The sequence below is a fragment of the Streptomyces sp. NBC_01190 genome (assembly GCF_045039895.1).
GTDB lineage: Bacteria > Actinomycetota > Actinomycetes > Streptomycetales > Streptomycetaceae > Actinacidiphila.
This window is the reverse complement of record NZ_CP108580.1, coordinates 7,478,241-7,490,812: the sequence shown is the minus strand read 5'-3', so window position 1 is coordinate 7,490,812 and position 12,572 is coordinate 7,478,241. Positions and strand designations below refer to the sequence as shown.

Genomic DNA, 12,572 nt, shown 5'->3' with positions numbered 1-12,572 from the left:
CGGTCCCGGCGCCGGCCAACCTGATCCGCATACCACGCCCTTCTTCCCATGTGCTGCCCGTGCGGCACGCCGGACGGGCTGCCCGGTGTGTGTGGTTCGAGCCTGCCTTCCGCAGCGACAGCATGTCAATAATTTGTCCTGACATTCGGACTTCCGCCGCCTCAGCGTGGCGCGGCCCGGTCAACGCGCGGCGACCGTCATCTCGAACGAGTACCGGGAGGCCCGGTAGACGTGCGAGCCGTACTCGACCGGCCGGCCCGACTCGTCGTGCGCGGTGCGGACCATGGTCAACAAGGTCGCCCCGCGGGTCTCGTCGAGGAGCTTCGCCTCGGCGGTGGTGGCCCGGCGGGCGCCGATGGTCTGTTCCGCGGTGCTCAGCGAGATGCCGGCCCGGCGCAGCAGTTGGTACAGCCCGGCCCCGCCGAGCGATGCCCGGGTCAACTCGACCAGATCCGCTGGCAGATGGTTGCGCATGATGGCGATCGGCTCGTCGTCGGCGAAGCGGAGCCTTTCTATCGCCACCACCTCGGCGCCCTCGTCCACCCGGAGCGCGGCGGCGATCCCGCGGTCCGCGGGCGCGGTCACGATGGACAGCACCTCGGTGGTCGGATGGCGCCGCTCGCGTGCCAAGTCCTCGTAGAGGCTGGTGAATTCGAGCTGGCGGCGGATGCGGTTGGTCACCACCTGGGTGCCGACCCCGCGCTTGCGGGCCAGCAGTCCCTTGTCGACCAGGTGCTGCATGGCCTGGCGCATCGTCGGGCGGGAGAGCCCGAACTGGTCCGCCATCGCCACCTCGTTGCTCAACCGGGTGCCGGGGGGCAGCACCCCGGTCTCGATGAGATTCTGCAACTGCTGGGCGAACTGGAAGTACAACGGCACCGGACTGCCGCGGTCGATGGTGATCTGCTGCGCGAGTGACTCCACGCCCACCCCTCCTGGAGACTCCTGCCGATGGACGCCAGTATGACTCATTGCACACTAAGCTATGTACGTCCATATGTCATAACAAACTCTTGCCTTGTCATCTGTCGGAGAGTAGAAAGCTGGGTGACCCCTCCAGGTCCCCGCACGAAAGGCACCCGCACATGCGTATCGGACTGATCGGCACAGGCCGTATCGGCGCGTTCCACGCCGCCACCCTCGCCGGCCTGCCGGCCGTGACCGGCATGGTGGTGCACGACGCCGACGAGGCCTCCGCCCGCGCGGTGGCGGAGCGGGTCGGCGCGCGGTACGCGGGCGACCTGGACGGCCTGCTCGGCGCCGGTCTCGACGGGGTCGTCATCGCGGCGCCCACCGCCTTCCACGCCGAACTCATCCTCGCCGCCCAGCGGGCCGGCCTGCCGACGTTCTGCGAGAAGCCGGTGGCCGGCACGCTGGCGGAGACCGACGCGGTCCTCGCAGCGCTCGACGGGGCTGCCCGCGAAGGGGCCGCCGCGCCCTTGCAGATAGGGTTCCAGCGCCGCTTCGACGCCGGATACCGGGCGGTGCGCGAGGCGGTCACCGAAGGACGGCTCGGCTGGACGCACACCCTGCGCGCGTGCACGGCCGACCCGACCCCGCCGCACCCCGGCTACATCCCGGCGTCCGGCGGCATCTTCCGCGACTGCTCCGTGCACGACTACGACATCATCCGGTGGGTCACCGGGCGCGAGGTCACCGAGGTCTACGCGACCGGCGCCAACCGCGGCGAGGAGTTCTTCGCCGCGGCCGACGACGTGGACACCGCGGTCACGCTGCTCACCCTGGACGACGGCACCCTGGCGAGCTGCACCGCGACGCGCTACAACGGCGCCGGTTACGACGTACGCCTCGAAGCGTGCGGCTCCAAGGGCACGCTGGCGGCCGGTCTCACCGACCGGGCTCCGCTGACCTCGGCCGAGGGCGCGTCCTGGCCGGCCGGCACCCCGTACGGCGGCTTCATGGAGCGCTTCCAGGACGCCTACCGGGCCGAACTCACCGCGTTCACCGAGCTGGTGGCGGGCACCAGGACCAGCCCCTGCACCGGCCGGGACGCCCGCGCGGCGCTCGCCGTCGCCGAGGCCGCGACCCGCTCGCGCAAGGAGGGCCGCCCGATCCGGATCGCGCCGGACGCCTGACCGGCGCCGACACCTGCGACGGGCACCGGGCGGGTGGCCGCGGCGAGATCCTCTCACCGCGGCCACCCGCCCGCACCCGTTCCCCGGCACGCTCAGCCCGCCGTCAACCGGATCCTGATCGTGCGGGATTCGGGGCGCAGCGAGAACGCGGGCCACACGTCGGGGCCGCAGGCCCGTGAGCCGAGGCCGTGCTGGGCCGCGTCGATGATCAGGTGACTCGCCGTCGACTCCGGCAGCTCGAAGGGATGGCCGGCCCGGGCGATCTGCCGCGGGGTGTGGCGGCTGAGCGTGAAACCGGGCCGGCGCCCGCGCGTGTCCGGGAGCGCCTCGACGCGCAGCACCTCGGTCCCGGCGCTCGTGAGCGCCAACCGCCGTACCGCGGACCGGTGTCCGGTCTCCTGCGGGCGGGCGTAGTCCACCGAGAGATCGCGGACGGTGGCGGCGAAGCGGCCCGTGTGCGCCGCCCGCAGACTGTCGGGGTAGGACTCCAGCGGGCCGAGGCCGAACCAGTCGGCGCCGTCGACCGGGGCCGCGCCGTCGGGCAGTTCGAAACGTATCCCGATCCGCGGCCACACCGTCGGCCAGTTGCCCGACGGCGCGATCTCCACCCGCAGTTCGAGCGCGTCGCCCTCCAGCGACCACACCGACTCCACCGTCACCCACCGGCCGGAGTTGGCCGCGGCGACCTTGTCGAGCGTGCGCAGTGCGGTTCCGGCGCGCTCGACGCTGACGCGCCGGGTGGTCAGCCGGTCGAGGCCGTCACGGCGCCACAGGGCGGCGTTGGAGACCCCGGCGACACCCGCGTCGCTTTCCCCGATGTCCCCCGAGGTGCCTTCGTCGTTGTCGGTCGGGGCCCGGAACAGTTCGAGCCGCGGGCCCGTCACCGGACGGCCGGCGAGGCGGCTGAGGGAGCCGCCGGTGAAGTCGGCGACGCCGAGCGTCAGCGTCCCCTCGTCGGCCCGCCACCCGGTCCTGAGCCGGACCGCGGGCGCCGGGCGGGGCGCGGAACGGTCGAGTTGGGCGGTCGCGATCAGGTGCCCCTCGCTCGCCCAGGCGGTCCCGGCCGCCAGTACGGCGTCGACGGTGAGCCAAGTCTCCGCGTCCCGCGCCACCGCGACCGGCGGCAGCGGCACCCGCACCGTCTCGCCGGCCGCGACCACGGGGACCGCCAGCTCCCCAGACGCCCGCGGCGTCCCGTCGTGCTCGACCCGCCAGCGGAAGCGCAGGTCGGAGGTGTCGGCGGAGTGCCGCAGGCTGGTGATCGCCACCTCGTCGCCGTCGAAGGCGAAGTGGACCGGCTGCACCACGGACTTGAACTCGTACAGGCTCGGGGTCGGCCGGTCGTCGCTGAGCAGCATGCCGTCCATCACGAAGTTGCCGTCGTGCACCACCTCCCCGAAGTCGCCGCCGTAGGCGTAGTACGGGGTGCCGTCCGGGGTGGTCGCGGCCATCCCGTGGTCGCGCCACTCCCAGACGAAGCCGCCGTGCAGCCGCGGATACCGACGCGCCAGCGCCTCGTACTGGTCGAGCGCGCCCGGTCCGTTGCCCATCGCGTGGGCGTACTCGCAGAGCAGGAACGGCTTGGTGCGCTGCCTGGCGCCTTGCGCGGGGGTGCAGTTGAGCAGTGGCGCGCGGGAGCCGTCGGTGCCGATCTGCTCGGTCTCCGGCACCGAGGCGTACATCCGCGAGTAGACGTCGGTGTACTCGCCGGTGTGGTCGCCCTCGTAGTGGACCGGCCGTCCGGTGTCGCGGGCGTGGACCCACGCCGACATCGCGGCCAGATTGCCACCCGTGCCCGCTTCGTTGCCGAGCGACCAGATCACCACGCTGGGATGGTTCTTGTCCCGTTCGACGGTGCGCGCGACGCGATCGAGGTACGCCTCGCGCCACGCCGGGTCGTCGCTCGGATTGCCGGTCCAGCCGACCGCGTCGAAGCCGTGCGTCTCCAGATCGCATTCGAGGACGACCCAGAAGCCGAGTTCGTCGGCGAGGTCGAGCAGCCGGGGGTGCGGCGGGTAGTGGCTGGTGCGGATCGCGTTCACATTGAAGCGCTTCATCCGGGCCAGGTCCTCGCGGGCGTGCGCCTCGTCGAAGACGCGGCCGCGCTCGGGGTGGGTCTCGTGGCGGTTCATGCCGTGGAAGACGACGCGCCGGCCGTTGACGAGGAATTGGTCGCCGCGGATCTCGACGGTACGGAACCCTATGCGCAGGCCGACGCTCTCGGTCGCCGTCGACACGGTGGCGTCGTACAGCCGGGGCCGCTCGGCCGTCCACGGCTCGACCGCGCCGACGTCGAACGGCGTCACATCGGCCGGGGTGGCCCAGACCCGCTCGACGCCGAGTTCCGGCAGCCGGAGGGTGACCGGGAAAGCGGCCGCCTCCGCCGACACCTCCGGGTCGATCCGGCCGAACCCGTCGTCGTAGCCGGTCCGCAGCCAGACGTCCTCGACGCCCCCGGCCGGCCGGGCGATCAGGGTGACGTCGCGGAAGATGCCCGGCAGCCACCACTGGTCCTGGTCCTCGACGTAACTGGCCGCCGACCACTGGTGGACGCGCACCGCGACGACGTTGTCCCCCGGCCGCAGCGCCGAGGTCACGTCGAATTCGTGGGCGAGCCGGCTGCCGGCGGCCGTGCCGATCTCGACCCCGTTCACCCACAGCCGGAAGAGCGACTCGACGCCGTCGAAGCGCAGCAGTACGCGCTCGGCGGCCGACCACGCGGCGGGGACCTCGACGTGGCGGCGGTAGTCGCCGGTGGGGTTCTCGTCCGGCACGTGGGGCGGGTCGATCGGGAAGGGGTACTGCACATTCGTGTAGCTGGGCCGGCCGTACTTCCCGTCGCCCTGGAGCACCCAGTGGGAGGGCACCGGGATGACGTCCCAGCCGTCGTCGTCGAAGCCTTCGGCCGCGAAGTCCGCCGCCGCCGACGCGGTCGGCGCCAGCCGGAACCGCCACGGTCCGTTCAGCGAACGGCGGGGGGCGTCGGAGCGCAGCCACGAGCGCGCCGCACGCAGCGCGCCGCGCCCGGGCGCGGGGTCCGAGACATACGCGGGTTGGAGAGAGGGCACGAGGTCACAACTCTTTCTCGATGGCGGAAGGACGCGCGGCTTGCGGACGCCGGACGGTCCCGTTCCGTGCGGTCACCTGGCGGTCGGCGGGCTGCCGACGCTCTGAACTCGGCCGGCGGTCACCGGCCCTGGCGGAGCACGACCGTGCGGATCTCCCAGGGGCCGAGGGCGAGCCGCAGTCCGCCGGCGGCCGACGCGGTGGACAGCGGCCGGCCGAGCAGGTCGACCGTGGTGGCCTCGGTGAAGGCGCCCGTCACATGCGCGGTCGCCCCGGTGTCGCTCATCGCGACCAGCCGTACCTCGGTGCCGGGTCCATCGTCCCCGGTGGTGACGCGGCGGACGGTCGACACGAAGACGTCCGCGCCGTCGACCCGCACCCCGGCCGTGTCGGGCGGCAGTGGGCCGCCCGCGGCGGCGGTGCCGCGGGTGACCAGGACGTCGTTGCGGAAGAGTTCGGCGAGCGCCACCGCGTTCGCGCCCTGCCAGCCGGCCGCCGAGGGCAGGACGGCGAACCGGTTCTCGATCCGGATCCCGAGGTCCTGCGCGCCGGGCGCCGGGATCTCGGTCGCCGCCGGCTCGTCCCGGTACGGATGGATGTTGACGCTGATCGAGCCGATCGCGCGCAGCAGGGTGATGGCGAGTTCGGCGCCGTCGCCGACGAGTTCGTACTCGGTGGCGTGGTCGAGCAGCACGTGCGCGGCGCCCGCCGACACGAACGTGCTCGCCGGGAAGGTCGGGATCGGGTATTCGCCCCAGCCGCCCTCGGCGGTGAGCCCGCGCCGGGTGACGGCGAACTGCCCGGCGCCGGCGGACTCGGCGGCCGGCTCGGGCAGCGGCACATGGAAGCGCAGCCGGCGGTCGGCAGAGCGGTTCAGGAACGCGGTGGAGACGCGGACGAACGGCTCGCCCGCCCGTACCTCCACCAGGGTCTCCACCGGGGTCGGTACGGTCTCGCCGCCGCGTTCGTCGCGGTCGGCCGAGAGCGCCGCGGGCCAGTCGTAGACGCGGGTGACCCGGGTCCTGGACCGCAGCGGGCCGTCCTCCAGGATCTCGACGGTGATCCCGGTCGGCTCCGTCACGAGCCTGTCGCGGGCCGGCGGGCCGTAGTTGTAGCTGTCGCCGCGGTCGCCGCCGTCGACGAGCCGGCCCACCCCGCGCAGTACGGAGCCGTCGGCCCCGGTCACGTCCAGGGTGCCGTCGGCGGCGATCTCGACCTCGACCAGGCCGTTCGACAGGGCGCGGCCGGCCGCCGTCGCGGGCACCGGCCCCGTCGGCGGCGCGGGCGTCCGCCCGGCCGCCTCGACCCGGAAGCCCGCCAGCCCGCCGGCGGGTACCTCGACCGGCACGAGCGCGGTCGCGCGGGCCTCCTCCAGCGTCAGCACCCGCCACTCCCCCGGGTGCGCGGCGGCCGCCTCGGCGACCTTCGCGCGCAGGATCATCAGGTCGAAGGGTCCGCCGGCCGGCACCTCGGCGAGGTGGAAGACGAGCGAGCCCGGGGTGAGTTCGTAGGTGTCGATCAGCCGGCCGAAGAGCTCACGGCGGTGGATCCGGCGCAGCACCCGTTCGAGCTGCGAGGCGTCGATCCGCTCGTCGCTGAGCACGGTCGGAGCCTTGGCGATCAGCTGCACGGGCCGCACCGAGCCGTCGGCGGCGGTCGCGACGAGCACGCTCCCCTCGGGCGGTGCGACGACATCGACCTCGACCGACGCCGTACGGGCGAACGGCAGCGGATTGGCGACCAGGTGGCCGTCGCTCGGCACCAGCGCGGCGACCTCGGCGAGCGCGGCGTCCCGGACCGCCCTGGCGGTCTGTGCGGCCTCGGCGAGCCGCGCTTCGACCTGGTCACAGGTCTCGTCGGTGCCGGAGCCGACGACCGAGTCGTGCGCGGTCGACTCGATGATCTTGTGCCAGGCGAGTTCGAGGAACGCCGAGTCGTCGCGCCGGGACCACAGGGCGTTGATCCGCTCGGCGTGGTCGATGGTGCGCTCGGCGATCGCCATCCGCTGCTTGAGTCCGAGCCGTACGGAGAGCACACCCGGCAGGATGTTGCCGCGCACATGGCTGCGGAGTTCACCGGTGACGACCGCGGCGACCTCGTCGCGCGCATGGTAGCGGATGTACTCCTCAAGTGTCGCGACGGTGATGGCGCGCTCGTCGCTCGACGCGCGCCGCAGCCAGGCCGCGAGCGCCGGGTCGGGCGCGTTGTGGTCGGTGCCGGCCATCGCGAGCACCGGGTCGGTGCCCCAGCGGTGGGCCGTCATCCGGGCGTACTGGCCGAGCGCCCGGTCGATCCGGTCCGGCACCAGCAGGACGTCGAGGCCGTTGTCGTAGCCGTCGAAGAGGAACTCGGTGCGCACCTCGGAGCCGTCGGGGGCGCGCCAGCGGAAGGCGTGGCCCTCGACGGAGCCCGGCACGCCGCGCCACAGCGCGGCGTGTCCGAGGCCGGCCCTGGCCAGGATCTGCGGCATCTGCGCGACATGGCCGAACATGTCCGGCAGATAGCCGATGGACATCGAGCCGCCGAGTTCGGCCGCCGCCGCCCAGCCCATCCGGAGATTGCGCACGATGGTCTCGCCGGAGCAGAGGAACTCGTCGAGCAGGATCAGCCAGGGACCGATGGCGAGCCGGCCGTCGGCGACCAGGGCCGCGACCCGGTCGCGGTTCTCCGGCCGCATCTGGAGATAGTCCTCGACCGCGGCCATCTGCCCGTCGACGGTGAACCGGAAATCCGGGTCCGCCTCGGCCGTCTCCAGCACGGTGTCGAGAGCGGCGACCAGCCGGTGCCTGAACACCTGGAAAGGCTCGTACCACTCCCGGTCCCAGTGGAAATGGGGCACGAAAACGGCGGAATCGACGTGACCGGCTGGGTTTCGCATGGTCGGCGACTTTCTGTCGGCGGGCGGCATAGGAGACGGGAGGGGAGGCGGGAGAGGGGGCGGCGCTACGGCTGCGGCGTCACTTCAGCGAGCCGGAGGCGAGCCCGGTGCGCCAGAACCGCTGGAGAAGGATGAAGACGACGATCACCGGCACGATCGAGACCAGCGAGCCGGTGATCACCGATTCCTGGAGCAGCGGCGCGCGGGCGGTCTGGCCGTTCCACTCGTAGAGGCCGAGGGTGACCGGGAAGAGCGACTCCTTCTGCAACATCACCATCGGCAGGAAGAAGTTGTTCCAGATCGCCACGAACTGGAAGAGGAAGATGGTCACCAGCGACGGCGCCATCAGCCTGGACGCCACCGAGAAGAAGGTGCGGAACTCACCGGCGCCGTCCAGCCGGGCCGACTCCAGGATCTCCTCGGGGACGGCCGCGGCGGCGAAGATCCGGGCCAGGTAGACACCGAACGGACTGACGATGCTCGGCAGGAACACCGCGAGGTAGGTGTTGACGATCCCGGTCGCCGAGAACAGCAGGAACAGCGGCAGCGCGAGCGCGGTGGTGGGCACCAGGACGCCGCCGAGCACGACGGAGAAGAGGAACTCGCGGCCGCGGAAGCGGAATTTGGCCAGCGCGTAGCCGCACAGCCCCGATATCAGGGTGCCGACGGCCGCGCCGAGCACCGCGTAGATCACGCTGTTCAGCGCCCACTTCAGGAAGATGCCGTCGCTGCGGCTGAACAGGATGCGCAGATTGCTGAAGAGGTTGAAGTGCGAGAAGGCCAGGCCGTTGGTCGAGGCGAGGTCGCCCTGCGGTTTCGTCGCCGCGACGATCAGGAAGTAGATCGGCAGCAGGAAGTAGATCGTCAGGACGAGCATCAGCGCCATGACCGCCGTGCGGCTGGCCCGGCTCTCACGCGTGGCGGTCTTGCGGCCCGCCGTCTGGTCGCTCACAGTCCGGCCCTCTTCGAGGTCAGTCGCATGAACCCGAAGCTCAAGACGAAGGTGATGAGGGCGATGACCACGGAGATCGCCGCTGCCTGCTGGTAGTTGTTCCCCGAGGCCACCGCGTACGCGAGCATGTTCGGGGTGAACGTGCTGGAGATGTTCGAGGAGATCTGGCGGAGCACGGCCGGCTCGGCGTAGAGCTGGAGGGTGCCGATGATCGAGAACACCGTGGTGAGCACGATCGACGGGGCGATGATCGGGACCTTGATCAGCCAGGCGATCTTCCAGTTGCCCGCGCCGTCGAGCTTGGCGGCCTCGTAGAGCTCCTGCGGGATCGACTGGAGCGCCGAGTACATGATCAGCATGTTGTAGCCGGTCCACAGCCAGGTGGAGATGTTCGCCGCCGACCAGAGCACGGCGCTCGGCCCGAGGAAGTCGGGGTGCAGCCCGACCCCCTTGAGCAGTTCCACCACCGGGCTGAGCTGCGGTGAGTAGAGGTACGACCACATGATCGCGGCGATGACGCCCGGCACCGCGTACGGCATGAACGCCGTGATGCGGAAGAAGGACTTGATCCTCAGCAGCGGGGTGTCGAGCAGCAGCGCCATGATCAGCGCGACGAACAGCATGACCGGCACCTGCACGATGCCGAACAGGCCGATCCGTCCGATGCTGGACCAGAACTCGGAGTTCTGGAAGACCTGTCCGTACTGCTCGAAGCCGCCGAAGGTGGTGTAGGACGTGCCGTACTGGCCGCCGCTGCGCCGCACCACCCGGAAGCTCTGCCAGAGCGCGTAGCCGACCGGCACCAGGTAGAAGAGCACGAAGGGGAGGAAGAACGGGGTCAGGAAGGCGATGATGGTGCCCGCCCGGGGGCCGCCGCCGCTTGGCCGGCGACGGGAGCCCCGGGGTGCCGCCACCACGCGCACAGCGCTGGTTTCGGTGTCGATCATGCGACGGTCACTTGCCCGCGTCGGCCGGGATCGCCAGGTCCTTCATCGACTTCAGCGCGGTCGCCTGGGCGGTCGAGAGCGCGTCGCTGAGCGTGCCGTGGCCGGCCGCGGCCTTCGCCATCGCGTCCTGGAGGCTCAGGTTCACCGTCTTCTGGGTCGGCCCCCAGGTGAAGCTGGTGTCGATGTTCTTGGACGAGTCGGCGAAGACGTCGAAGATCTTCTGGTTGTCGTAGTACGGCACACCCTGGGTGAGCGAGGGCAGTTGGGTGCCGGCGGTGGCCGCCGAGTAGAGCCCGCCCAGCTTGTTCTCCAGCGCGAGGGCCTGCGGGTCGGTGTTCAGCCAGGTGTTGAACTTGACCGACTCGTACAGGTGCTTGCTGCCCTTCATGAAGGCGACGGTGGAGCCGCCCCAGTCACCGGACGCGGCGTTCGTGCCCCAGGTCGGCATCGGGACGACCGACCACTTGCCGGCCTGGCTGGGCAGGTTGTCGCGGAACATGCTGTAGCCCCAGGCCGCGCCGACATAGCTGGCTATCTGGTTCTTCTGGTAAGCCGCGTACATCTGGGTGGAACCGTTGGCGAGGTCGGTGCGCACCAGTTTGTCGTCGATCAGCTTCTGCCAGTAGTCGGCGACCTGCTTGCTCTGCGGCGAGTCGACGGTGACGTGCCACTTGTTGTCGGAGTACGCGTACATCTGGGCGCTGTTCTGCCAGAGCAGGCCGTTGAACCACTCGGCGTTGTTCGGGTCGAAGAACGTCATGTCGAGGTTGGGGTCCGCGGCGTGCAGCTTCCGCGCGTCCGACGCGTACTCGTCCCAGGTCTTCGGGATGGCGAGGCCGTGCTGCTTGAAGAGGTCGCTGCGCACGAAGAGGGCCATCGGGCCGGTGTCCTGCGGGAAGGCGAAGACGCCGGTGCCGCCGAAGCTGGTCTGCGACCACGTCCACGGCACGAACTTCGACTTGGCGGCGGTGGCCGCCGAGCAGGCCGAGGCGTCCACGAAGGCGTTCTGGGTGCGCAGGTTGGGCAGCTCGTCGTAACCGACCTGGGCGAGGTCCGGCGCGCTGCCCGCCTTGAGGGCGTTGCTGATCGTGCCGTACTGGTCGTTGGAGATGTTCTTCGTCTGGACCTGGATGTTCGGGTTCTGCTTGTTCCACAGAGCGACGACCTTGTCCATGTCCGGAACGGTGTTCCAGTACTGGAGGGTGACCTTGCCCTTCGCGGGCTCGCAGGAAGCGGCGGACGAAGCGGACTTCCCCGTCTGATCGGACGACGAGCATCCGGCGAGCACGGCGATGCTCGCTGCCGCGGCCACGGCTGCGAGGCGGACGCGCGAGGCGGTGTTTCTCATGGTTTCCTTCCAGAGGTCCAGCTCCAGTGCTGGACGGGTCGACGTTGACACCTCAAGGCAGGCTGCCTGCTGGTTGGAGTGCGCTTCTTCGGGCACCGACGCAACGGTGTCGGGCCAAGCGCCGAACGCCGTGGCGGGAGTGGCACATCCCGTCCCGTGAGCGCTCCCGTGAGCGTTCCCGTGAACGTTCACGGACGCCCGCGAATTTCCCGGAAGTTTGCGCTCTGCGGCGGTCGAATGTCAAGACATACGGGTCAATCGCGAGTCCAACAGGTTAAGCGGAGCCGCCCGGTCGCAACTCGGCCCGGACCACGAGTTCATCGGCTCCCAGCGGATCGTCCCCGGTCAGCAGCCTGCCGACCTGGTCGATGGCGAGCCCGCCGAGCCGGCGCGTGTCCAGCGCGACACTGGTGAGCGGGGGTTCGACGAGCGCGCCGAGTTGCAGCCCGTCGAAGCCGATCACGGCCAGATCGCGCGGCACGCTCCGGCCCATCCTGCGGGCCTCGCGCAGGGCGCCGATCGCGACGATGTCGTTGAAGCAGAAGACCGCGGTGACCTCCGGATGGGCTTCGAGCAGCGCCCGCAGACCGGCGCCGCCGCCGTCGGCCGACTGGGCCGCGCCGGCCACCAGGCCCGTCTCCAGGGCGTGCGCCGTCGCGGCGGCGGTGAACCAGTCGCGCCGCACGCTGGGTTCGGCGCGGCCGTCGTGGTCGAGCATGCCGATCCGCCGGTGGCCCCGGGCGACCAGGTGCGCGACCGCGGCGTGCACACCGTCCTCGCCGTCGATCCGGATCGAGCTGAACCGCGCCATCCGGTGCTCGCGGCCGATCAGCACCATCGGCATACCGCGGGTGAAGCGGTCCAGTTCGTCCTCGGCGGCGCTGAAGTAGCCGACCACCGCGTCCACCTGCGAGCCGATCACCTGGAGCGTGCCGATCTCCTCGGTGGCCCGGTCCGCGGTGTCGTATACGACCACATGCCAGCCGCGGGCCCGCGCCGCCTCCAGGGCCGCCGCGGCGACCTCGGTGAAGAACGGGTTGAGCAGGTCGGGGATGACCAGGCCGATGGTGGTGGTGTCCTGCCGGACCAGCCCGCGGGCGAACCGGCTCGGCCGGTAGCCGAGGGCGAGGGCGGCGTCGAGCACACGCTGTTTGGTGGACACCTCGATCTCATCCTTGCCGTTCAGCGCCCGCGACACGGTCTGCCGGGACACACCGGCGGACCGGGCGACATCATGGATCGTGACTCTCCGGGATTCCGACCCCGCCGACGTTGCCATCGCGCA

The 12,572-nt window shown here is 71.1% G+C and carries 8 protein-coding genes; 1 reads left to right on the top strand and 7 read right to left on the bottom strand.

What is annotated here, in order from left to right; translation table 11 throughout:
• Positions 1-180 precede the first annotated feature (180 nt).
• Positions 181-972 (bottom strand): GntR family transcriptional regulator, encoded by a 792-nt coding sequence (locus OG519_RS31450; RefSeq protein WP_405591139.1) that lies wholly within the window; start codon positions 970-972, stop codon positions 181-183.
• A gap of 113 nt (positions 973-1,085) precedes the next feature.
• Here OG519_RS31450 and OG519_RS31445 point away from each other — a divergent pair, with 113 nt between their 5' ends.
• Positions 1,086-2,096, top strand: a complete 1,011-nt coding sequence (locus tag OG519_RS31445; RefSeq protein WP_405591136.1) for a Gfo/Idh/MocA family oxidoreductase — start codon at positions 1,086-1,088, stop codon at positions 2,094-2,096.
• A gap of 92 nt (positions 2,097-2,188) precedes the next feature.
• Here the strand turns inward: OG519_RS31445 and OG519_RS31440 are convergent, their stop codons facing one another.
• From OG519_RS31440 to OG519_RS31415, 6 genes are all read right to left on the bottom strand, one after another.
• Positions 2,189-5,164, bottom strand: coding sequence for a glycoside hydrolase family 2 TIM barrel-domain containing protein (locus OG519_RS31440; protein WP_405591133.1), 2,976 nt, complete (start codon positions 5,162-5,164; stop codon positions 2,189-2,191).
• 119 nt (positions 5,165-5,283) lie between these two features.
• Positions 5,284-8,001 carry an alpha-mannosidase gene (locus tag OG519_RS31435; RefSeq protein WP_405591130.1) on the bottom strand — a complete coding sequence of 906 codons (2,718 nt, stop codon included), beginning with the start codon at positions 7,999-8,001 and terminating at the stop codon, positions 5,284-5,286.
• Positions 8,002-8,119: 118 nt separating this feature from the next.
• Positions 8,120-8,926 (bottom strand): carbohydrate ABC transporter permease, encoded by an 807-nt coding sequence (locus tag OG519_RS31430; RefSeq protein ID WP_405593133.1) that lies wholly within the window; start codon positions 8,924-8,926, stop codon positions 8,120-8,122.
• A 62-nt stretch (positions 8,927-8,988) separates the two neighbouring features.
• A complete protein-coding gene (locus OG519_RS31425; RefSeq protein WP_405591128.1) occupies positions 8,989-9,939 on the bottom strand; it encodes a carbohydrate ABC transporter permease in 951 nt (316 codons plus the stop codon).
• A gap of 7 nt (positions 9,940-9,946) precedes the next feature.
• Positions 9,947-11,383, bottom strand: a complete 1,437-nt coding sequence (locus OG519_RS31420) for an ABC transporter substrate-binding protein (protein ID WP_405591125.1) — start codon at positions 11,381-11,383, stop codon at positions 9,947-9,949.
• A 178-nt stretch (positions 11,384-11,561) separates the two neighbouring features.
• Positions 11,562-12,566, bottom strand: a complete 1,005-nt coding sequence (locus tag OG519_RS31415; protein ID WP_405591122.1) for a LacI family DNA-binding transcriptional regulator — start codon at positions 12,564-12,566, stop codon at positions 11,562-11,564.
• Between the last annotated feature and the right edge of the window lie 6 nt (positions 12,567-12,572).

Coding starts and splice junctions, on each gene's coding strand:
- OG519_RS31415 (WP_405591122.1), bottom strand. CDS start 12,566: ATGGCAACGTCGGCGGGGTCGGAATCCCGGAGAGTCACGATCCATGAT.
- OG519_RS31425 (WP_405591128.1), bottom strand. CDS start 9,939: ATGATCGACACCGAAACCAGCGCTGTGCGCGTGGTGGCGGCACCCCGG.
- OG519_RS31445 (WP_405591136.1), top strand. CDS start 1,086: ATGCGTATCGGACTGATCGGCACAGGCCGTATCGGCGCGTTCCACGCC.
- OG519_RS31450 (WP_405591139.1), bottom strand. CDS start 972: ATGAGTCATACTGGCGTCCATCGGCAGGAGTCTCCAGGAGGGGTGGGC.
- OG519_RS31430 (WP_405593133.1), bottom strand. CDS start 8,926: ATGGCGCTGATGCTCGTCCTGACGATCTACTTCCTGCTGCCGATCTAC.